19 protein-coding genes are annotated in these 23,438 nt (G+C 45.9%); 11 read left to right on the forward strand and 8 right to left on the reverse strand.

What is annotated here, in order from left to right:
• Positions 1 to 123: 123 nt before the first annotated feature.
• Positions 124 to 3,294: an alpha-mannosidase gene (locus MHB43_RS01400; RefSeq protein WP_339181160.1), complete on the reverse strand. Its 3,171-nt coding sequence runs from the start codon at positions 3,292 to 3,294 to the stop codon at positions 124 to 126.
• A 199-nt stretch (positions 3,295 to 3,493) separates the two neighbouring features.
• Here MHB43_RS01400 and MHB43_RS01405 point away from each other — a divergent pair, with 199 nt between their 5' ends.
• The gene (locus MHB43_RS01405) at positions 3,494 to 4,435 is read left to right on the forward strand and encodes an AraC family transcriptional regulator (protein WP_221822314.1); all 942 of its coding nucleotides are present in this window, start codon (positions 3,494 to 3,496) and stop codon (positions 4,433 to 4,435) included.
• Between the two features lie 123 nt (positions 4,436 to 4,558).
• Here MHB43_RS01405 and MHB43_RS01410 read toward each other — a convergent pair whose 3' ends face one another.
• The 7 genes from MHB43_RS01410 to MHB43_RS01440 all read right to left on the reverse strand — a co-directional run bounded on the left by MHB43_RS01410 (position 4,559) and on the right by MHB43_RS01440 (position 12,611).
• Positions 4,559 to 5,242 (reverse strand): ABC transporter ATP-binding protein, encoded by a 684-nt coding sequence (locus MHB43_RS01410; RefSeq protein WP_221822313.1) that lies wholly within the window; start codon positions 5,240 to 5,242, stop codon positions 4,559 to 4,561.
• The gene (locus tag MHB43_RS01415) at positions 5,242 to 6,363 is read right to left on the reverse strand and encodes an ABC transporter permease (protein WP_339181166.1); all 1,122 of its coding nucleotides are present in this window, start codon (positions 6,361 to 6,363) and stop codon (positions 5,242 to 5,244) included. The genes MHB43_RS01410 and MHB43_RS01415 overlap by 1 nt, the downstream gene beginning before the upstream one ends.
• A gap of 123 nt (positions 6,364 to 6,486) precedes the next feature.
• On the reverse strand, positions 6,487 to 7,053 hold the full coding sequence (locus MHB43_RS01420; RefSeq protein ID WP_221822311.1) for a TetR/AcrR family transcriptional regulator: 567 nt from the start codon (positions 7,051 to 7,053) through the stop codon (positions 6,487 to 6,489).
• 333 nt (positions 7,054 to 7,386) lie between these two features.
• Positions 7,387 to 8,388 (reverse strand): 4-hydroxythreonine-4-phosphate dehydrogenase PdxA, encoded by a 1,002-nt coding sequence (gene pdxA, locus MHB43_RS01425; RefSeq protein ID WP_237178320.1) that lies wholly within the window; start codon positions 8,386 to 8,388, stop codon positions 7,387 to 7,389.
• Entirely contained in the window at positions 8,385 to 9,680 is a 1,296-nt protein-coding gene (locus MHB43_RS01430; RefSeq protein WP_405131180.1) for a four-carbon acid sugar kinase family protein, read from the reverse strand. Before MHB43_RS01430 ends, pdxA begins: the two co-directional genes overlap by 4 nt.
• 95 nt (positions 9,681 to 9,775) lie before the next feature.
• Positions 9,776 to 10,762, reverse strand: a complete 987-nt coding sequence (locus tag MHB43_RS01435) for a 2-keto-3-deoxygluconate permease (protein WP_169482134.1) — start codon at positions 10,760 to 10,762, stop codon at positions 9,776 to 9,778.
• A gap of 166 nt (positions 10,763 to 10,928) precedes the next feature.
• Complete coding sequence (locus tag MHB43_RS01440; RefSeq protein WP_405131181.1) at positions 10,929 to 12,611, reverse strand: PrpR N-terminal domain-containing protein; 1,683 nt, start codon at positions 12,609 to 12,611, stop codon at positions 10,929 to 10,931.
• A gap of 228 nt (positions 12,612 to 12,839) precedes the next feature.
• Between MHB43_RS01440 and MHB43_RS01445 the strand changes: the two genes are divergently transcribed.
• From MHB43_RS01445 to MHB43_RS01490, 10 genes are all read left to right on the forward strand, one after another.
• Positions 12,840 to 13,058, forward strand: coding sequence for a hypothetical protein (locus tag MHB43_RS01445; RefSeq protein WP_405131182.1), 219 nt, complete (start codon positions 12,840 to 12,842; stop codon positions 13,056 to 13,058).
• 302 nt (positions 13,059 to 13,360) lie between these two features.
• Complete coding sequence (locus MHB43_RS01450; RefSeq protein ID WP_405131183.1) at positions 13,361 to 14,065, forward strand: PspA/IM30 family protein; 705 nt, start codon at positions 13,361 to 13,363, stop codon at positions 14,063 to 14,065.
• 36 nt (positions 14,066 to 14,101) lie between these two features.
• Complete coding sequence (locus MHB43_RS01455; RefSeq protein WP_047841485.1) at positions 14,102 to 15,133, forward strand: hypothetical protein; 1,032 nt, start codon at positions 14,102 to 14,104, stop codon at positions 15,131 to 15,133.
• Positions 15,130 to 15,930 carry a TPM domain-containing protein gene (locus tag MHB43_RS01460; protein WP_405131184.1) on the forward strand — a complete coding sequence of 267 codons (801 nt, stop codon included), beginning with the start codon at positions 15,130 to 15,132 and terminating at the stop codon, positions 15,928 to 15,930. Before MHB43_RS01455 ends, MHB43_RS01460 begins: the two co-directional genes overlap by 4 nt.
• Before the next feature lie 76 nt (positions 15,931 to 16,006).
• Entirely contained in the window at positions 16,007 to 17,050 is a 1,044-nt protein-coding gene (locus MHB43_RS01465; RefSeq protein WP_036674710.1) for an SPFH domain-containing protein, read from the forward strand.
• 207 nt (positions 17,051 to 17,257) lie between these two features.
• On the forward strand, positions 17,258 to 17,485 hold the full coding sequence (locus MHB43_RS01470) for a DUF896 domain-containing protein (protein WP_076254330.1): 228 nt from the start codon (positions 17,258 to 17,260) through the stop codon (positions 17,483 to 17,485).
• A 144-nt stretch (positions 17,486 to 17,629) separates the two neighbouring features.
• On the forward strand, positions 17,630 to 18,586 hold the full coding sequence (locus MHB43_RS01475) for a ring-cleaving dioxygenase (protein ID WP_405131185.1): 957 nt from the start codon (positions 17,630 to 17,632) through the stop codon (positions 18,584 to 18,586).
• A 229-nt stretch (positions 18,587 to 18,815) separates the two neighbouring features.
• Positions 18,816 to 19,904, forward strand: a complete 1,089-nt coding sequence (locus MHB43_RS01480; protein WP_076210224.1) for a low temperature requirement protein A — start codon at positions 18,816 to 18,818, stop codon at positions 19,902 to 19,904.
• Between the two features lie 266 nt (positions 19,905 to 20,170).
• On the forward strand, positions 20,171 to 22,954 hold the full coding sequence (locus tag MHB43_RS01485) for a glycoside hydrolase family 3 C-terminal domain-containing protein (RefSeq protein ID WP_405131186.1): 2,784 nt from the start codon (positions 20,171 to 20,173) through the stop codon (positions 22,952 to 22,954).
• Between the two features lie 189 nt (positions 22,955 to 23,143).
• Positions 23,144 to 23,335, forward strand: a complete 192-nt coding sequence (locus tag MHB43_RS01490) for a hypothetical protein (protein ID WP_017691199.1) — start codon at positions 23,144 to 23,146, stop codon at positions 23,333 to 23,335.
• The last annotated feature ends 103 nt before the right edge of the window (positions 23,336 to 23,438 follow it).

The following is a 23,438-nucleotide window of genomic DNA, read 5'->3' on the forward strand; positions in this document are numbered from 1 at the left end:
TTTTGGTGTGCAGAGGAATAGAGGACATGGTAAAAAAGAAAAAGAGTGCCATTGTCAGTAATGACAAGAAGCACTCATAATATGAACGGTTACGGCAACATATTTACTTGTGAAATGTGCCCGCTACGCTTTCGAAATCCGGAAAGTTAGAATCTCATACGGTTTGATATCAAAAGTAATTCGACCATTTTCCACGGCGCATTCTACTTCGTTGTTCTCGAGCAAATCACAAGCGTACGCCGTAGCACCTGCTCCTTCAGGCAATTGCAGGGAAGCACGGCTGCGACGGCCGTGTGCTTCATAGAGACGGATGATCATATCATCGTTGTTCTCGGCTTTTTTGATAACCTCCAGCACGACATTATCCTGATCGACCGATGCAAGTGACCATGTTCCCGGCAAGGTACCGGTTTGCGGACTTACTTCACGGGCAACCAGCGGACGGTTGAGATCATAAGCGGCTTGGATGACACGTCCCTCACGGAAGTCGCCCTGATGCGGATAGAGCGCGTAGGTGAATACGTGCTGCTCTTTGTCGGCATTTTCATTCGGGTACGTTGCGCTCTTGATCAGCGACAGTCGCATCACCGAGTTATGAATGTCATATCCATATTTGCAGTCGTTCAGCAGAGCAGCACCGTACCCGTTCTCCGCCAGATCGGCCCACTTCTGCCCGCATACTTCAAACCGGGCTTGATCCCAGCTCGTATTACGGTGGGTAGCACGCTCAACGTTGCCGTACTGGATTTCGTAGACTGCCTTCTCACTCCAGATATCGAGCGGGAAGGCGGCTTTCAGCAGCAAATGCTCCTGCTTCCAATTCACAAACGTACGGAAATCAATCCGGCGTGTATGCGCGTAGAAGATGATTGTTTGCTCAATGACCGAATCTAGGAACTGTCGCTTCACTTGAAGCACGGAACGTACCGGCCCGCTTTCAACCCACTCCAGCGACTGCAGGTCGTTAATCTCCCACATATGCTGTTCATAATAATCGTCAATGTTCCATGCCTCGTATTCCGCAGGTCGATCCTCGAACACTTGCAGCACGTTACCACGCTTGCCAGACTGAAGCAGCTCACGGCCCTCCAGCTTGTCCCATACGGATGTGAATTCGGCACTTTCATTCAGGTGAATATCGTACCAAGGTGTATGGATGTGGCGCCGATCTGCTTCCCACTGTGCAACCGAAACTCCCGCGACAAGCTCGTCTGTTAGATCTGGTGTGATTCGGAAAGATTTATACCCGGATGCAGGCACGTTCTCTGCAAGGAACACGAGGCCTCCCTCGGGAGTCCGCTGGCTTGGTACAGGGTGATCTCCATCGTAGACGGTTACCTTTCTCGCAAAAGCAGGCAGCTCAACCACATCCGTCCGTACAAATCCGGTCGTGTTAAATACCGCAATGGCTTCCCCATCAGATGTAATTCGGCTTGTGATGCCGTTAAGTGCACTGTCTTTTAGCTCATCTGTGACACGCAGTACTTCTTCATATTGCTCCTTGGAATCCACATATACCTGCTCAATGGAGCTGCCCGGGAGAATATCATGGAACTGGTTCAGCATCGTCAGCTTCCATGCCTGCTCCAGCGCATCGGTTGGATAGGCCGCCTGTACATTCGCCTGACGATGAATCATGGCATACAGCTCGGCATCGGCCAGTGCAAATTCGCTATGACGGTTGTACCGTTTGTTGCGCGCCATGGACGTGTAGGTACCCCGGTGATACTCCAGATACAGTTCACCCGACCAGCGGGGAACAGAAGGAACATCAGCCAGATTTTGCTCCAGCTTCTCAAAAAACTCGCGTACAAAAGTACGTTTCACCGCGGGTACACCCGGCAATCCAACATCAAGCCGTCTGCCATGCTCCAGCATCTCTTCAGTTGGTCCACCGCCGCCATCTCCAAATCCGAAACATTGCAGGACATCTGCATTGATGTTTTTGTTCTGGTATCGCTGCCACGTGCCTTTCACTTGCGAAGCATTAAATCGTCCATTATAGGTCGTTTCGAAGCGGCGCTGCCTGAAATCAGGATGTTTGTCATAGTCTGTTGCTGTGATGAAATGGGTCAGGACTTCTGATCCGTCGATTCCTCGCCAGTACATCGTGTCGTTTGGAATCTGGTTTGTATCATTCCAGGCAATTTTGGTTGTCATAAAATAATCAATGCCGCTCTTGCGCATAATCTGCGGCATCGCTGCACTATAACCAAATACATCCGGCAACCAGAGCACACGGTTCTCCACACCGAACTCTTCCTTGAAGAAACGTTTCCCATATATAATCTGACGGATCATGGATTCACCCGAGATCAGGTTACAATCGGCTTCCAGCCACATTGAACCTTCCGCTTCCCAGCGGCCTTCGGCCACCTTTTCTTTGATTTTTTCATATAGGGACGGGTAGTCTGCTTTCAGGTATGCATACAGCTGGGGCTGAGAAGACATGAACGTGTATTCTGGAAACTTGTCCATTAGATACAATACACTCGCGAAGCTGCGAATGACCTTCTCGCGAGTCTGATCCAACGTCCACAGCCATGCCACATCGATATGCGTGTGTCCGATACAGTGCACGGTAGGGATGTGATCACCGGCAGGGCGGATATCACCATAGACATGATCTTGCAGATATAGGCGGGCTTCCAGTACCGACGCATGGAATTCTGAGCTGTTTTCCTGGCGCAAATCCAGCAGATTCACGGCTTTATTCAGATGTTCGACCAACTTCAGCCGCTCCAGATCATCCTCACGCAGCAGATCCGCAGCATCCAGCGCAGCCTTGAGATCATAATACAAATCGGAGACTTGCTGATGATGCTCGGCGATATATACATTTAGAAAAACATCCGCGGCAGACGTACTGCAATACGCATATAATGCCAACTCAAACTCTTCGCCCTTCACCGCGGATGAAGTCAAGTCAATCTCCGTATGGTTAACATCCAGACCGCAGATCAATTCCCCATTGAGGAATGCTAAGAATTGCGGATTGTCATAATTCCAGATGTCGTCAGCACCGGTGACGATGGCACACACGACCTTTTTTCCTTCCATTTGATCCGGGATTCGAATGCGGGTTTTAAAGCAGCTGTGTACATCTTTGCCACCCCAGCCATCACCCTTACGGAATACGTTCCAGGAGGAAGGGTCCTCATGCACCAGTTCCCAGGAGTGGTAACCACTTTCTTTATGATAAAGCTCAGGGATATATGTCTTTGAGGTTAGTCGTGCACGTTCCAAGTGTTTCACAATGGTATGGATTCGAGTATACAAGGAATTCATTTTCATGTTGGTTTCCCACCTTGGTTTGTAGTAAGTACAGGCTGTAGTCGTTGTTGGAGTGATAATACTGCAAGCGCTAACATATCAACTCTATCATAACAAAAGAGAAATGGGCGAAACTATGTATTGTATGCTGAAAATAACGTCTTTTTATTGCATTTCATGCTAAAATAAAATCATTAGAATCAGGATAGGGGGCATGTCCATGACACCATCGGTTTTGGCATACGAGCAAGGATATGCGATCCATGTGAACCAGCCTGGAGATTCACTTTTTTATCATCTGGATTATGACGAGCGCTCCCATGAACTGAATATGGAATTTCAGCATTTCCATGATTTCTATGAAATCTGTATCCTTCTCGATCGCACGGCTGCGCACATCATTGAAGGCAGTTTATATGAGATCCAGCCTCTGGATATCGTTCTGTTGCGGCCTTCATTGCTGCATAAAACGCAATATCCGAAGGGTGCTCCGCCGAAACGATTGATGATCACCTTTGCCATGCCACGTAATACACCTGGTCTTGAGAGCGGTTACACAGAGCTGTTTTCGATTTTTAATAAACCGGTCCCGATATTCCGATTTACAGAAGAAAGACGCAAGGAAGTCCTCGCGCCGATCAATGATATTTTTGCTATATCGCAGCAGCCTTCTGTCCTTCAATCGGTTATGATTCATAGCAAGTTCGTGGAGTTTCTCTGTGCTCTTCATCGTTACTCACCAGAGAACGGGTATGTGCGTGAAGAGACTGGATCAACGATGTCCAGGCGCATGTATGCCATTGCCTCTTATATTCACAGCCATTATCAACAGGATTTATCTTTGGACGAGGTATCCAGGCGTTTTTATGTAAGTGCCCATCACTTGTCTCGCCAATTCAATAAGGTTACCGGCTTCACCTTCACGGAGTATGTGCAGATGACCCGTATTCGGAATGCCCAGCAATTGCTGCTGAATTCGAGTGAGAAAATCACAGATATTGCTGCACAGTGTGGGTTCACAAGCTTTTCCCAGTTCAATCGCATCTTCAACAAACAGAACGGAATGTCACCAAGTGCATATCGCCGAAGCAGACATTCGCAGAGAGAGCGTGAAGTTATGCTTGTGGGTGAGAGACCCGAACCACTTGGGAGCCTAGAGTGAGAGGGACGAGGAAAGTGATGGACAGACCTAAAATCTACTTAACATGTTACTCTTTTCTGAATAGAAGCTTTTTATAAAAGAAAGAATAGAGAAGAGAAATGGTATATTGTTTGGTCCATATATTCATGATTCTGCCAGGGATAATCCTCCATCACTCATCCGATATACTTTATCGCAATATTCAAGCATGCGCTCATCATGGGTAACCATAATGGCTGCTTTTTGGCGTGATTTCACCTCGTGTGCAATTAGACTGACCACTTCATGTGCTCGTTTGGTATCTAAACTTGCTGTCGGTTCATCCGCCAAAATGATGTTGGGATTATTCATTAAAGCACGAGCTATTGCTGTCCGTTGCTTCTCACCACCTGATAGCTCTTCTGGGAAACTGTTCAACTTCAAACCCAGACCCAGTTCCTCTAACAGCTTAGAGGCAAATTCCTTATCCTGCCTTCCAACCTTGCCAGACATTCTTTTTACCACGAGCAATTGATCAAGAACATTTAAATAGGGAACCAAATTCGAAGATTGCATAATAAACCCAATTTCTTGTAACCTAATATTAGACAGTTCTTTCTCAGTAAGTGCAGAGATGTTATTCCCATTTAGTTGAACCTCTCCTTCAGAGGCTTTAAGCATGGCTCCAGCAATAGATAAGAACGTACTTTTACCAGAACCGGAAGGTCCAACCACAGCAACAAATTCTCCCGGCTCTACTGATATGGATACATGATCGAGTGCAGTGATTTGATTGTTTCCTTCGGCATAATACATGGTGACTTCATTCATGTGCAATCCCTTAACCATTATTCAACCCTCCCGAGCGCCTTGAGCGGATCAATCTTTGTAATTTTACGAACAGAAACCATCGAACTTAACATAGCGATAATGAGCAGGATAACAGAATACGTGACAACAAGACTGGTTTCCAGCTTGAATGGCATACCTTTTGGCATGATCGCTGCTGTCCCATAGGTCAGCAAGATTCCAATAACAATGCTAGTCAGTGAAAGTACAAACACTTGCGAGATAATGGTTTTCCCCAAGAATCGGTTACTGGCACCGATCGCTTTCATAATGCCGAACTGATTGGTCTTTTGCATCGTGATGACATAAAAGAATACCCCAAGCACAAATGCGGAGATCGCAAGCAAAAATGCAAGCATCATTAGTATTGTACCGTTCTCTTCTTTGTACCCTGGCATACCTTGAACGGCTGCCGCTCGGGTAACCGTATCCGTACCTGATAGCATGTTATTAATTACATTTGGCTCGATATCCTTGCCTTGTAACATGATCGCATTCACGGGTCCTGTAACTCCTTTATCCGAACCTGGAGCCGCGAAGGTAATCTTCCGCCATTCATCCATTGGAGTAAATACGGATGCGACGTGGTTATAGGTCTGATTCTCCACATATCCGATAATTGTCAATGATTCAGTCGTTCCATCCAGTTGAAACGTGTCCCCAATTTGATAGCCCTCATCTTTCATGGTTGAATTCACCACGACACCCGTAGGGTTCTCGGAAGACAGGCTTTCACCTTCTACAATAGCTGGTTCCAAAAAGCTTCCTGGGTCAATTCCTATAATCGCTATATCTACCTTATCTTCATTCTTGGTGTTATTCTCTTTCAGTGCCGTTGCCATCGTACTTCCCATGGGTGCAGCAGCATCCACATTTGGCAGCTTTTCTGCCTCAGCAACCAATTGATCTGACAGCAGCGACTTGCTCATTGAAGACTGTGACCCTTCTTCAAAGATGACATAATCAGCCTTCATGGTCTTGAATGTTGAGGCAGCTAGCGTAGATAATCCATTCCCCAGACCGGATAAAATAAAGACTAACCAAGCCATTAGTACGAAAATAATAATAATCATTAGGAATTTTATTTTACTATGCATTAATTCCTTCATAGCTAAAAACATGATCTGTTCAACTCCTTCTTTCGTTTTTATTGACACATGTGTCAAATTAGAGGTGTGGCAACGTGGTTTGTATAATTAAACGATATAAATGACACATATGTCAAATTTAATCCAAGAATAAAGTTAGCTCTTGGCTCCTCCGATCCACATTTGGAAGAGCAGCTTTCCCCAATCAGGCGTAGGGATATTTAGCATATTAGGCGTATTAATTAAGTTGAAGAAAACACCAATAAGTACAGGTAGAGGAATATCTTGTCGCAGGGCTTGATCCTGCTGAGCGCGTTCAAACAAGCGTGATAATTGAATTTTAAGAGTCATATGTGCTTTCTCAATAAATTCAATATCTCTCGCTGCTGCGGAAGAATTAGTCGTATTAATTTTACTGGCATCTCCCAAAAGTTGATGGAGCGTAGATTCTTCTGCGTAAATGAGGAGCAATTGTTCGAGAGCATCCATTGGATCTGTCTCATCAATGGCTAATGAATTCTCTAATACGGTTGATATGGAGCGCTTCATACAAGCAGCAACAATCTCTTCTTTATTAGCGTAATATTGATATATCGTGCTCCGGGCTCCAGACAGATGCTGTGAGAGTAGCTTGAGATGAAAACCGTCGTAGCCATGCTCAAGTATTAATTTTTTTGTTGTGTCCAGTAGCTCTGTCTCAGTAAAAGATTGTTTTCTTCCCATAAAATCTCTTCCTTTTTATCGTTTAAAATCTATGTGTAAATTTCAGGCGATCGATGAGTGTTGTTAATGAAGAAGTACTGCGCTTCTTTAGTTTACTATGACCAGTTTAGCATATGTTTGATAGGCATCCTACAAAACAGACCAGCTGTCTTAATAATGGGTGTTAATCCAATTGAAAAATCCGGTATACCAGCGATTGGGAAGGTCATATTGTAATCGGGTTGCTCAAGCCAATCACTTTTCGCTTAATTATAAACTTGGGGACCATATACAAAGAAGACAAACCCTCTAAGTTACAGAGGGTTTGCCTTCTCCTTCTATATAAAGCTACTCTTAAAATTGATCCTTTGGTGCCAGCTCAATAGCAGAGCGGATGGCAGCCAGCATGCTTTTATCATCGGCGATATTTTTGCCGGCGATATCAAATGCCGTACCGTGGTCAACGGATGTACGGATGATGCCACCTTTCAGGCCAACGGTGATGTTCACGCCTTCCTCGATGCCCATTACCTTGATCGGCGCATGGCCTTGGTCGTGGTAGCAGGCTACAACGATATCGAAGTCACCGCGACCAGCGCGGAAGAAGAGTGTGTCCGCCGGCAGTGGACCAACGACGTTAATGCCTTCCTGCTGCGCACGCTCAATGCCGGGCTGCAGTTTCTCTTCTTCTTCACCGTTACCGAACAAGCCGTTCTCTCCGGCATGAGGGTTGATTCCGCATACGGCAACACGCGGATTCTCAAAGCCTGCTTTTTTCAACGTATCATGAGCAAGCTTCACGACGGTGTAGGTTCTTTCCGGGTTAATACTCGCAATGGCATCGATCAGACCCATGTGTGTTGTCAGGTGAATAACGCGCAGATTTGGCGTGGTCAGCATCATCGAGAAGTCCTGCGTATCCGTCAGGTCAGCCAGAATCTCGGTGTGCCCCGGATACAGGTGCCCGCCCTGATGCAGAGCTTCTTTGTTCAAAGGCGCGGTGCAGATGGAGTGAATCTGCTGTTTTTTAGCAAGATCAATGGCTTTGGCGAGAAACTGGAATGCGGCATCCCCAGCCACGGCAGATACTTTACCATATTCCAGATCCGCAGGAACGAGGTTCAGATCAATCACATCCACAGTACCGAATTCATACTTGGCTTCAGAAGGCTCTTGAATCGCATTAACGTTCAGACTTGAACCGATGACTGGCAACACACGCTCCAGAATCTTTGCATCACCGATAACGAGTGGATTGCACTGATCGTACATTTCTTGATGACCCAGTGCTTTCATAATAATCTCCGGTCCAATACCTGCTGCGTCGCCCATCGTAATTCCGATTGTAGGTTTCATACGAGAATACCCCCTTTTAATTTTTGAATCGCATGGATAAAGACATCCGGTTTACCGAATCCGCCTGCTTTGGTAATCACATGCAGATCATCAATCCCGATAAACTTGGAGATCGGCACGCCGATTTCAAGCTCATCCAGCAGCTCGAAGCCGCTAATATTCCATTTCAGACAGATTTGTTTTGCCGTATCGCCGCCAGTCATGGATACCCCTTTGAACAGTCCCTCTTCCAGCAGTCTGGCACAGATCTCACCCATCGCAAGTACAATCTCGTTGCTGACTTCCGTGTGATTGAGACCACGAACTTCGCCGGTCGCCCGTGCCAGTTCGATATCCACTTGTTCTGCGGTGGAGTAGAGGACAACATCTTGTCCTTCCAGCGCTTTGTCTCGAACCTCGTTATAGACACGTTCCATCTCTTCCGCGCGGTCTGCGGTTGCGGATACCGCTTTGAAAGAATGGAAGGAGACTGAAGCTACGCGGGACTTGCGCATCAAGCGATGCAGCTGCTCTCGGGAGTTTTTGTTCACGCTGCCAACCACCGTTAGGATTGGACCGGGATTCTCCGGGATATCAAGTGACGCAGCTCTGGATTCCAACTCGTAATGTGCGGGGAGGTAATTGGCAATGCCCGCCGAACCTGCCCAAGTAAAGGTATACTCCAACTCGCGAGTCATCTGCAGAATCAGTTCCAGATGTCTTTCTTCGGTGGAGTCCACCATTACATACGGGATATTATTTGTTTTCAACTGCTCTAGCTTGGTGCGAATATGATTCTGCCCGGCTTCCAGATCGGCGACGGTGATCTCGCCAACTTCGTACTTGGTCTGTTGTTTCAACAAGTCCGGAAGGTAGGAAATTGTTACAGGTGTCTTCGGATCATGGGCAATTTCAGTATCTGCCAGCGGAACGCCGTTCAGGTAATGAATTCCTTCCAATATCGTCCGGTTATTTTTTGGATAACCCGGGGCAATCATCATAAAGTCCGGCTTTACGACATCATATACAGCATCAATCTCGATACCGATATTACCGCGCATGGTGGAGTCCATTTTTTTGAAAATCGTCTCAAATCCGTTGTTCGTCAGCAATTCAGCAGCCTGATATACACGGTCATACGCTTCCTGCGAGGATATGGAACGACTATCTGTATCAAAGACGACGGCATCGTAACGTGTAAGAGGGCCTTCATCCATATTAAAAAGAACACTGGTCTTTAAGCCATGACGGGCAAGCTGCACCCCGCTGTCATTGGCACCGGTCAAATCATCTGCAATAATGGCTAATTTCATGCAGTCATCCCTCCTTATAAGCACAATTTAATAAAAAGTCCGTTCAGATCATCCATTAAGCACAGATTAAGCACATTAAATCAGTTGATACCCATTTATGTGGTTGGTCGTTGATTGTATTTCTCGACTCCACCTGATTTCTCCAGTCGTTTGGAGAGGAACCCGATGAAGATTGGCAACAGGATGGCTGTTGTTACAACGCTCGCCGCAATTTGCACCGTAGCAATCTCGGCAATCGGGCCAAATGAAGCATTAGCAGCCACGATGGCAGCAGGTGTACCTACGGCATTCCCAGCTGTTGAACCTTCGGAAGCACCAACGATGGGATTCCAGCCAATAGCTTTGAACAATAGAAATCCAATTCCACCTGTGAGAAGAACAGTCAGAACGCCAAGCATAATTCCACCAAGTCCACCTTGGATGATCGACGAGAAGTTGATTCCCATACCCAGTGAGAAGGCAAAGAACGGAACAAGTTTGTCGCTGCCTTTGTGCAGCCACTCCGCCAGATTGCGGTCCAGATTACCAATAATGACACCAACGATGAGCGGAAGCAATACAGCAACGAATGCCATAGGAGAGAACATGCCGTTGGCAAAGCCCATCGCACCGAAGATGGAGAGCGCTACCATGGTTAGGAATGGACCATCGCTAAGTGCGAGAAATGGATAGGCTGCTTTGTCATCTTCTTTGCCGTATTGACCAGCGAGTGCAATGTACAAACCGCCGTTCGAGTTGGTCATTGCTGCAATAATGGCCAGTGGGGCAAGACCCAGGAATAATCCACTTGAATCAGCAAATAGAATGGCAACGAGACCGAGTGCTGCACCGATCGCCCACTTGACGACCAGCAAGGTGACGCCCTTGCCGACGGATGAACCCGCTGTTTTGAACGTAATCTGTGTACCCGCAATCAACAGGAACAGCGCGATCAAAGTACTGGAACTGTTAACGAAGAGAGCTTCCGTGAATCCACCGATGCGCAGGGCATTCGGGAAGAATGTATTGATGGTTGCACCAAGTAACAGGGGAACGACCATCATACCGCCAGGGATGCGATCTAAAGTTGCTTTAATGTTCATAGTAGTAGCTCCTTATGAAGTAATCGTTTTTATGAAGCGCTTGCAGGGATTATATTATCCCATATCGTTTAATATAGCAACAATAAATTATTGTAAATTTTAAATACTCGATTAACTGTTTAAAAATGCAACACATAGAAGCGATAAAAAAGACGCAAACTTAAAGTTAATCTTTAAGTTTACGCCATAATGTGGCCCGGTTAATCCCCAGACGCTCTGCTGCCTTCGATTGATTGTTATTTTCCTCCTGAAGCACGAACTGAATAACTTCTTTCTCAATCTCCTTCAGCGTACCGTTCAACTTCATTGGGCTTGAAGAAGGTTGCTGATCCAGCAAGCGGGACAAGGTAGCCGTGGTAATTACATAATCCTGTTCATTGAGTGCAGCCTGCTTGATCAGATGTTTCAACTGGTTGACGTTCATATTCGTGATCTGATCCCGGATCAGCTGTAGTGCATCTTCTTTTATCCTCACCGCAGTAGTTCCATATTTCTGGTAGTAATCTGTCAGGAAGTGCTGCATCAATGGAGCCAGATCCTCCGATCTATCTGCAAGATTTGGCATCATGATTGTATTAAGCTCCAGATCAAGTGACCAATGCGGGTTTAATATCTGTTCTCCGAGTATAAACACCCCTATCTGGTTTTGAAGGCAACTCTGGATAAAGGCGAGCAACTCCGGATCTTCCATACGTGTTTCCATGTGGTTAATCTCTACATTTCTAACCTTGGTGAGTGGTATCTTGTGCAAATGACCGGGCGGAACTTGCGGGAGATTCATCTGTAATAACAGTCCGCCACCGGAGTACATCTGATGAATGTGTTTGACCAGAAAAGATTTACCGGAATCCGCTTCACCCTGCAAATAGATCGGTTCATGATTCTCGTAAAGTGCTCGAATGTTCTTCAATACCGCCTGCATGGCAGGGGAATCAGCAACAATGGGCTCCATCGATGCGTCCGTGAACGTTGTTATGCCGAATTGTGCAAAGGCATAGGGTTGTCCTTTTTCCAGCATATACACCTTGTAGTTCTTGTTGTCCAGGGTCGTTTCATAGGCGTTAACCGTGAGCTGGTAATCGTCCACCATGAACACATTTTGGATCTGGGATTGATGGAATTCCAGACTGGTGTTGGTCAGATATATGTGATTATCGGTCAGCGGATTTTTCTCAAAATCGGTCAGATTCTCGAATACAACTTCATTCCGTTCATTTAAAATAAGTAAATTGGGATGTTCCCGTGTAACCAGGTCATTCAGGATGATCGATATCGCATGATTTTTGCTCAAATAACGGTAGACCAGCTGTGCATCCTCCATCGCTCTAAGGATGGATTCCTGGCCGGATTGGATTAACAACCCCTCCAGACCATAGGTCTTCGCGGTGTTGACGGTGATCACATCTCCGACAATCTGTCGGTACCCGGAAGCTTTCAACTCCAAGAGTAATCGGGCGACATCTTCCGAGCTATGTATGGTATAGACCTTGAGGGGCAGATCCAACAGATCAATAATCGATTGTGCACCAGAGGTGATGTTGGAGAAGCCAACAATGGCTGTCTGGCCGTTAAACTGGCTTGCCAGTGTAAGTGAACGAATCATATCATAGCCCGATAACTGCACATCAATGACGGGAATGGTCACTGCTTTTTTAATGAGTTGGGCGGTTCCGCCGCGGCTGATGATAATCTCTGCACCGTTTTTCTCAGCTTGGGTTGCTAATTCCACACCGTTCGCCAAGTCGCCCACGTCCGTCTGAATGGCTAACTGGGGAAAGCGAGGAATGCACTCTTGTATAATAGGAATCATTGATTCGTAGGGAGCAATAAAGTGAACTCGTGTACGCATATTTTTCCTGCCTTTATAGAAAACTTTGATCCCCTTATTATAGCCAACTTGCGAAGGAATGGCACCTATGGGGGAAGCAGCCCTGTTGTGTCTGCAAAATGCCCGTGTGATATGCATCCATAACTCTCCGAGTGGAATGTGATGAAGTACACTGAATCCAATCGTTATGTATTTCAAAATTAATGCATAATTGCACACGATAAGTGTAGAGAAATGAGGAGATTTCATATGGGAGACATTCATAAAGTAGCTGAGCCGGATCAGATCATTAAGGATGTTGTCGGGAAGTACCCGTGCAGGGTGCTCTGGAGTGAGGGCCGTCCATGTCTGGAGTATCAGAGGGAAGAGGATATGGCATTAATAACCGAATACGTCCGCATCACATACAACGTTGAGCTATTGGATGTGTTTTTTACAGCGATGGAGAGCCTTCCGGTTGAACCGTAGTTAGTTAGGGATTTGTAGAATGGGAGCAAAATTAAAACCTTAATACCGATCGAGATCGGATCACAGATGAAGTATGCAATTCATTAATGAACTGTGATTGAGGAAGAATGATACTGATAATTATGAGAAAATTTTTGGATCATGAGGCGACACTATAAGTGCTCGTCTTTTCTTATATTGCGTTGTTATAGTACGGATTTGGATTGTTGTATCTCCCACATGCCATCGTGAAATGTGAAACGTATGTGGGCGTATTCATGTATTATAGTATACATATGAACTTTTCGGAGGAGGAACAAGTAATGGGAATCTTATCGAGGTTTAGAGACGTGATGAAGGCGAATGTGAACCACATGTTGTCGCGGGCGGAAGACCCGGAGAAGAGTGTGAATGAATATATGCGCAGCCTGAGCAGTGATCTGGGCCAGGTGAAGGCTGAGACGGCAGCGTTGCTGTCAGATGAGAGCCGTGCGAAGCGAGCATTCGATGAGTGCAGCGCCGAGGTTAAGAAGTTACAGCGGTATGCGGAAAAATCAGCGGAGTCGGGAGACGAAGATAAGGCACGCGGTTTTCTGGAGAAGAAAGTGAAGCTGGCTGACAAATTGAACGAATTACAGGTTGCCTATGAACGTGCTTCTGCCAAAGCGAAGATGATGAAGCATATGAATGATAAATTGGTTGCAGATCTGGGACAACTGGAAGCGCGGCATGCAGAACTGAAAGGTCGCATGGCAGATGCAAAGGCGCAGCAACAGGCTAATGAACGGAATGCATCTGCGGGCAGAGCTGATGCTGCATTTAAGGCCATGGAAGACAAGGCGAATCAGGCGCTGAACGAAGCAGAGGCTTTGGCAGAACTTCGTGCTGGGACACAGGAAGATGATTTGGACGAATTAATTGCCCAGTTGGAGAGGGACATGAACGCAGATGCGGGTAATAATGAGAATGTGTCGCCAAATGCGGAGGAAGAACTCGCAGCGATTCAGGAGAAGCTGAAGAATAAGTAATACGTTATACCATTTCGTTAACATTGAGGTGAGCAGATGCCGGTTATTGAATATAAATGTCCAAACTGCGGCAGTGGCATGATCTTTGACAGTGTGTCAGGTGCATTATCCTGTCCCAGCTGCGGCCGTCAGGACAACATAGAGCAGATCCCCGATCCCTTGAAGAGACAAGTATTCACCGAAAATGAGGTCAAGGAATACCACTGTAACAGCTGTGGAGCTGACATCGTGACGGAGCCGGAGACTAGTGCGACGACATGCAGTTTCTGCGGTGCAGCGGTTGTACTCAGTGATCGGCTGACGGGCAATCTGGCCCCCGCGATGGTGATTCCCTTTTCGATCAACAAGGATCAAGCCAAGCAGGCTTTCAAAAAGTGGTGCAAAAATGGCCTCTTAACGCCAAGTGGCTTCATGTCCGCCGATCGGATTCAAAGCATTACCGGCATGTACGTGCCGTTCTGGTTGTATGAGTTACATAACAAAATCGAAGTGCATGGGCGTGGCACCAAGGTCAGATCCTACACCCAGGGCGACTACCATTACACGGAAACACAGCATTTCGATATATACCGCCGAATTCGGCTGAATTACGTGAACCTGCCCATCGATGCATCGGAGAAAATGAAGGATGAACTGATGGATAAGCTCGAGCCTTTTCCATATAATCAGTTGAAATTGTTCAAGACCCCGTATCTGGCAGGGTACATTGCGGAAAAATACAGTTATACAGACGAGGAACTTTTTCCAAGAGCCAAGGATAAAACGAGATCTTACATTGATTCTTATATTGCTTCAACCGTATCTGGTTATAGCAGTGTGAGCTACACGGACAAACAGATTGATACCACGCTCAAAAATGCAGACTATGTGCTGCTCCCGGTGTGGATGGTCAACTATGACTACAATCGGGCACAGTATACCTTTGCCATGAATGGTCAGACAGGTAAAGTGGTCGGCAAACCACCGATCAGCAAAGCCAAAGTGGCAGGATGGTTCGCAGGAGTCTCTGCGGTCTCGTTGTTGTCACTGAAGCTGGTTTCCTGGATGATGGGAGGTGGATTCTTATGAGAAAAAGAACCCCTCTGGCCGTGATGGCTGCGCTCATTTTACTTATGATAACCCTTGTCGCTCCGTTGATTCCCATGTCATCGGCATCCGCAGCGGAGAGCAAAAATCTCATCTACGATGAGGCCAACCTGCTGAGTGAGCAGGAGAAAAGTGAATTGAATCTACTTGCGAATCAGTATGGCGCGGAACGGCAGACAGACTTTGTTATCTATACCTCCAATAACGAGGAGCAAAAAAGTGAAATACTGCTTACCGAAGACTTTTATGACGATCAGGGATTTGGTTACGATAAAACGCATGGCAACGCAGTTATTCTTACAATAGACATGTACAATCGGAAGATGTATCTGGCTGGTTTTTACAAAGGGGAAGAGTACATCGATAATGGCAGAGCTGATAAAATTACGGCCAAAATTGCCCCAGATGTATCGGATGGAAATTATAGATTGGCTTTTGAAAAATATTTGGAGCTCTCCTACGAATATATGGATCTTAAACCCGGGGTAAACCCGGATAATATCCTCTTCAATACGTGGTTTCAACTTGCTGTATCCGTGGCAATCGGAGGAATTGTAGTTGGTATCATGACCCATCGTTCTGGCGGGCGAGTTACTGTCAATCGTGCAACGTATGAGGATTCCAGTAATTCTAGTGTAATTGATCGTCAGGATCGGTACATTCGTACAACGGTCACCAAGCGCAAGATCGAGAAGAACAATAACAATGGTGGCGGAGGCGGCGGTGGAGGAACCACCGGAGGTGGCCATTCCCATAGCGGTAGCAGCCGATCTTTCTAGCATCACGGACACTCGCAATAACTTAACCAGGCATGATGACACACAATGCTTACTAATAGAAGGGATGGGAACGAGTATGGGATTTTTCAGAAATCAGTTTTCGAATGTGGTGGAATGGGAAGAATTCAGAGATGACATGATATTTTGGAAATGGAGCAACCGGGAGATCAAGAAGGGGAGTAAATTGATCATCCGTTCGGGTCAGGACGCCATTTTCCTGAATAACGGTAAAGTGGAAGGCATTTTCGAGGACGAAGGCTCATTTAATATCGATTCCGAGATCATTCCATTCCTTTCTACACTAAAAGGATTCAAATTCGGATTCAACAGTGGTATGCGGGTCGAAGTATTGTTTGTAAATACTAAAGAGTTCACCGTGCGCTGGGGCACACAAAGTCCGGTGTTAATTCCAACACCACAGCTCCCGGGCGGGATGCCGATTCGGGCCAACGGTACATTTAATTTTAAAGTAAGTGACTATGTAACCCTGATTGATAAGATTGCAGGCATCAAGCAGAGTTATCTGGTGGAGGATGTCAAAATCCGAATCACTTCTGTGCTGGATCAGCTTCTAATGAAGTGGATTAGCCGCGAAGGGAAGGATATGTTCAACCTGCAGGCCAATGCATCGGATATTGCCAAAGGGATTCAGGAAGATCTGGATATGCAGATGATGGACATCGGCATTGGAATTACCGGTTTCCAGGTGATGAGCTTCAATTATCCAAAAGAGATTCAGGATATGATTACAAAGACCGCCTCACATGAGATGATTGGTAATCTGCAAAAGTATCAGCAGGTGAGTATGACAGACGGTATCTCATCCGGTAAAGTACAGGGCGGCGGCGCGGCCTCAGATATGGCTGGTATGATGATGGGGATGAACATGGCCAATGAAATGATGAAAAACATGAACCAGAATCAAGGCCAAAACCAGAACAATAATTCCAATTCGTCTCAGAATCAAAATAACGACCAGAAACCAGCGGGAAATAGCAACGGTGATTCAGGTAACTCTTCATCTACAGAAGGCAACAAGAAGCCAAACTTCTGCCCGAACTGTGGAGCCAAAAATGAAGGAGCCAACTTCTGTCCGAATTGTGGTCAAAAACTGGGCTAATCAAATAAATACATGTAGGGCTAGTCCAGCAGTGGTTGAGTTATTGCGGAGCTAGCCCTTTTTTGTTTGGATTCATTATTTAATTTTGATAAAAGTGTTGACAACCGATCACAAATCACTTATCTTTAACTTAAGATATTTAATTTAAATATAAATAACAACCAAAACAAATATCTTTAATCCATTACACAAGGAGAGATCAAGATGATGATCCCAACATTGACCAGAATAAATGAACTTTCAAGAAAAGCCAAAGAGGGCGGATTGACGGAGATGGAGAAAGAGGAACAGGTTCGTCTTCGCCAGGAATATCTGCAAACTTTTCGCGGTTCGGTCAACGACATTCTGCTGAATGCAACCATCTATGATCCAAACGGCGATGACGTGACTCCTGATAAATTGAAACAAGAACAGGCCAATCAAAATAACAACTAGAATATAATTCGCTAGATCATATATCTTAATTTAAAGATAATACAAACTTACTATAAATCAATTAACTGACTCTTTAACTAACTCAAATATCTAAAACACCTACTCAATTCAAAACATGCTTACCAAACCAAGGAGGAATTAATCATGACTATTCAAACAGCAGGTATTCACCATATTACAGCTTTCGCAGGAGATCCACAGGCCAACGTTGATTTTTATGCCGGAGTTCTGGGACTTCGTCTCGTGAAAAAAACAATCAACTTCGATGCTCCTGATGTATATCATCTGTATTTTGGCGATGAACACGGAAGCCCAGGTACCATCATTACCTTCTTCCCATCCGCTGGATCACCACGGGGCAAAATTGGCGGAGGTCAGGTCGGCATCACATCCTATGTCATTCCTCCTGGGTCGATCGGCTTCTGGCAGAATCGGCTGGAACAGTATAACATTGAGGTAACCAAAACAAGTCGCTTCAATGAAGACCTGCTTCAATTCGAAGATGGCGAAGGCCTGCGGCTTGAGCTTGTTGAACGGGAAGAGGGAGCAACCAGCACTTGGGCGCACGAAGGCATTCCAACAGATAAAGCAATCAAAGGCTTCGGTGGTGCTGTCCTGTTCAGTGTTAACCCGCAAAGAACGATGGATGCTCTTGAGAAAATCATGGGATTTGTCAGAGTGAGTGAAAATGAAGAGTATGCTCGTTTCCGGTCCAGTGGGGATATCGGTAATGTCGTAGATGTTCCAGTAACCCGTATGGCTCTGGGTATGGGCGGCGCAGGAACCGTGCACCATATTGCATGGCGCGCCAAAGATGATGAGGAGCATGCACAGTGGAGTGAAGCTGTACGCGAGTATGGCTACCAACCGACTCCAGTTCGGGATCGTCAGTACTTTAATGCAATCTACTTCAGAGAAGCTGGCGGCATTCTGTTTGAAATTGCTACAGATCCTCCGGGCTTTGCCAAAGATGAACCTGCTGATTCGCTTGGACAAAAATTGATGCTGCCAGAGTGGTTTGAGAAATACCGCCCTCAAATTGAGGACAATCTGCAACCGATCGAAGTCAGAACACTCGTACCTGCTACAGCTGCGAATTAAGAAAAAACCTGAAAAAGCGAAGCGTTCGCCTAAAAGCTTTCTGAAAGAAAGCTACATCGGAAGCATATGCTATCCCCGGATTTTCCCTTGGGAAAAGGGAATCGAAAAATCTGGGGATAACAGCGATTGGAGGGTTATTCTGTCATCGAAGTGTATGTGTGAATCATCTTTAGTTCAACTTATATAGCTGACGTTAGATTATGAGAAAAACCTAAAGGAGCAACGAAGGATGATGGAGAAAAAGGTTACCTGGCTGGAGCTGTTTTACGATCTGCTCTTTGTAGCAGCGGTCGCCAAAGCGGGTCATGTCTTATTGCATGCCGAACACGGAGTAATTACGTTTGAATATTTAATGAAGTTTGTGCTTATTTTTATCCCTGTTTGGTGGGCATGGGTCGGTCAGACCTTGTTTATTAACCGCTATGGTCAAGACATCCTGATCCATCGAATATTCCTCATCCTTCAGCTTCTGTCCGTTATGGTCATGACGGCGAGCCTTTCTACTCATTTTGACCAATACTACCTGTCCTTCTTCGTTGGATATATCGGTTCACGGGCATTTACGGCGATTCAGTATCTGACGGTTCACAAGTCGAAAAGCGAGCATCAGCAGCAAGCCGCTCGTTACTTGGGTATCTGTTTCCTCATTGGCATCTTGATCTCATCAGGTTCATTGTTCTTCGATTCCTGGTTACGCTACTTGATTTTGTATGTGGGGATTGCCGTGGATATTGTACTTCCGTTGATTGGACGTAAAAACTTGGTGAAAGTGCCCGTTCAGACCCATCACTTGTTGGAACGTTTCGCACTCTTTACACTTATCCTGCTTGGTGAATCGGTGGTAAGCATTATCGCTGTGCTGCAAGCAGATCATTGGGATATGAAATCCATCCTGTTTGCCGCCTTTACGTCCATCTTTGTCATTGCGATGTGGTGGCAGTACTTCGACAACGTGGAGAAAAAGGTCAGCAAAGAGATTCAGACTGCCGGGCAAGCGATCATATACGGCCATCTGTTCATCTACATCTCCATGAGCATGATCGCTGCTTCAATTCAGCTGTTATATCAGAATCAGTTAAACTATGTGTTCATGCTAGGGTTTGTGTTTGGATCAACGCTGCTATATTTCTTGTCGACCTCACTTGTGTTCCACCGTTACAGACACGCACATCTACGACTCCGGCCACGTCATCTGGCAGTGATGGTAGGGTTGCTGGTGGCATTTGTCCTTGTTGATCTGATCTATCGGGTTCCGGGTTATGTCATCATGGGCGAAGAGATGTTATTCTTCCTGGTGTATGCGAAACTTACAACTTGAAATAGTGATCTAAAATCAAGAAAAGTCACGGACAACAGGCGTCCGTGGCTTTTTATTATGCCGCTAATCCTAGACATTTTTTAATAATATAAATAAAGCACAAATCTAATTTAATTTCTCCTATAGAATCTGTTAATATGAGACTATGTACAAGTGAATCTACCAGATCATAGAATATCTTTTATATCAAATGAGCGCACGTTTTGTTAGTTCATTTTATATATAGCGATTCGTAGATATGGGGATGACAATCAGGAGGGAAATCATTGAGCACACATCAAATCGGAGTTCCATTGGAAGGGTTTGCAGAGTTTAGTCGTACGGTTGCCGCTGAAGGAGCCGTTTTACTCAGAAATGAAGGCCAAGTGCTTCCACTTCGTGAAAACGAAAACGTTTCAGTTTTTGGACGGATTCAAGTAAATTATTATCGTAGTGGTACAGGTTCAGGCGGTAGTGTACATGTGGCCTACACAACGAATCTATTAGATGGTCTTCGCAGCAAAAAGAATATTACTGTTAATGAAGAGCTGGCAACTGTCTATGAGAAGTGGATTGAGGAAAATCCATTTGATGATGGCGGAAAAGTATGGGCGGCCGAGCCATGGAATCAGAAGGAAATGCCTTTGACGGATGAACTTGTTGCACAGGCTAGAAGCAAATCCAGCAAAGCCATTATCGTTATTGGACGTACAGCAGGAGAAGACCAGGATAATGCGGATGCGCCAGGAAGTTACCAACTAACAGAAGATGAGAAAGCGATGTTGAAGCAAGTTACTTCGCAATTTGAACACACAATCGTTGTGTTGAATGTCTCAAATATCATCGACATGAGCTGGTTAAACGAAACGTATCTACATCCGATCCAAGGTGTAATTTACTCCTGGCATGGCGGTATGGAGGGTGGCAACGCGATTGCCGATGTGCTGGCGGGGGACGTTACACCAAGCGGTAAACTGACAGATACGATTGCATATTCCATCGAAGATTATCCTTCGACAAGCAACTACGGCAATGAGTTTAAGAACCTGTATCAGGAAGATATCTATGTAGGTTATCGTTATTTCGAAACGTTTCGACCTGAGCGCGTTCAGTTTGAATTCGGTTACGGCCTGTCTTATACGACGTTTTTGACCCAGCATGAAGAAGCAAAATCCGTGTCCAAAGACGGCGAAACCTACATTGAAGTTCGTGTCAATGTGACCAACTCAGGTACAACATATGCGGGCAAAGAGGTTGTGCAAGTTTATTATGAAGCACCACAAGGCAAACTGGGACAACCGTTGAAGGCTTTGGTGGCTTTTGGAAAAACAGGATTGTTGCAGCCGGGCGAGTCAGAAATTCTGACGATCAGCTTCCCGATCTATGCCATGGCATCTTACGATGATGCAGGTGTTACAGGTCTTGCTTCCGCGTACGTATTGGAAGAAGGTACATACCGACTGCATGTAGGAACCAGTGTGAAACAAGTGCAGCATATCAGCATTGATGGGCAGGATGGATATGTGATTGAATCCCTTCAATTGGTGGAGAAACTGCAAGAAGCGATGGCCCCAACTGAAGATTTCACACGGATGAAACCAGGTTCGCGCAAGGAAGATGGATCTTATGAACTGACTTATGCAGAAGTACCGAAACGTAAGATATCCATGGCAAACCGGATTGAGCAGAATCTCCCGCAAACGCTGGAGCAGACGGGCAACCAGGGCCACAAGCTGAGTGACGTTAAGGCTGGCAAAGTGAGTCTGGAAACCTTCATCGCTCAACTGAGTGATCAGGATCTGGCGGCGATTGTCCGTGGTGAAGGCATGAGCAGTCCGCTCGTTACTTCGGGGACGGCATCTGCATTTGGTGGTGTCAGCGACAGCCTGTTTAACTACGGTATTCCGGTAGCATGTACGGCAGATGGCCCGTCCGGTATTCGTATGGATAGTGGCGAGAAGGCAACACAGGTATCCATTGGTACGTTGCTTGCCGCGACATGGAACAAGGATCTTGTTGAAGAGTTGTATGTGATGGAAGGACAGGAATTGCTGAGAAATCAGGTGGATACCCTGCTCGGACCTGGACTCAATATCCGCCGGAGCCCGCTTAATGGCCGGAACTTTGAGTACTTCTCCGAAGATCCACTGATCTCGGGTGTATTTGCCGCATCATGTACGAAAGGTATCATGAAGGGTGGTTCCAATGCCACACTGAAACACTTTGCCTGCAACAATCAGGAGAAACACCGCAGTAAAGTAGATGCTGTTGTCTCCGAACGTGCACTGCGTGAAATTTACCTGAAAGGGTTCGAAATCGCTGTAAAAGAAGGCGGAGCGAACTCCATCATGACTTCCTACAACCCGATTAACGGACACTGGGCGGCATCTAACTATGACCTGAACACCACAATTCTTCGCGGCGAATGGAATTTTGAGGGAATCGTAATGACCGACTGGTGGGCGGATATGAATGATGTGACCGAAGGTGGAGTAGCTGATCGCAAATACACCAACTGGATGATTCGTGCCCAGAATGATCTCTACATGGTTGTACCGAACTACGGCGCAGAGATCAACGGCTGGGGCGACAACACGATTGAATCCTTGGAAAATGGAACATTGACTCGCGGAGAGCTGCAACGCTCGGCGATTAATATCTGCAAGTTCATCATGAATGCACCGGTTTCATCCCGCAAACATGAGATTGTAGAGAATATCGCTTCTTTCCAAGCGAATGCATCCCTATCTGCTGCACAAGCTCAAGATCTGGTTGAGAACGCACAGGTGAAACCTGCAGTAGCTGAACCCGTCTACATGAAAGTGGACGAGGCAGGTCATTATCGGATTATCGTACAGATCATGTCCCCTGAGCCGGAACTCGCTCAAAGTGCATGTAACCTGCTCCTGAATGACCAGTTGGTAACCACCATTCAAACGAATGGTACGGAAGGCAAATGGATCAGACAGAAACTTGTCAAAGTAGATCTTGAAGCAGGACTGTATGAATTGAAACTGGACTTCACGAAACCAGGGCTCCAGATTGACTGGATCGAATTCAAACAGGTGTAGAAGATAATCGGAAATATCAGGTGACAAGAGCGATCGAAAGGTTGTTCTGTCATTCAAAATAGAATACGTTGGCATATGACAAAGGACACTGTACTCGGGTGTCCTTTGTTGTAACACAGAATAGCTACTGTTATGATAGTGTTATGAGATTCGTAGTTCTGAACAATGGGGTCAGGGGTGTTGCGAGGAATGAGAAATTATAATTTTTTGAGTCCAATCCTGCTGGTTGTGGTGGCGCTGATTGTGAGAGGCCTGGTGACTAACCTGGGAGTTCTTTTCGGACTATCACAAGAAGTGGCGAGTAATATTGCCATGATAGCCATGATCATTGCGGCACTGATCATGTTTAATCGAATGACGAAGGCTCGGCGTAGAAAATAGAAAAAGCTCGGATAACCAGGAGGTTATCCAAAACACGAAGACACCCTCCGGGTGTCTTTTTTTTGTATTGACGTTCTGATCCTAACGTTTTAGACTATTGCTA

The organism is Paenibacillus sp. FSL H8-0317 (assembly GCF_045040685.1).
In the GTDB taxonomy this organism is placed as follows: domain Bacteria; phylum Bacillota; class Bacilli; order Paenibacillales; family Paenibacillaceae; genus Paenibacillus.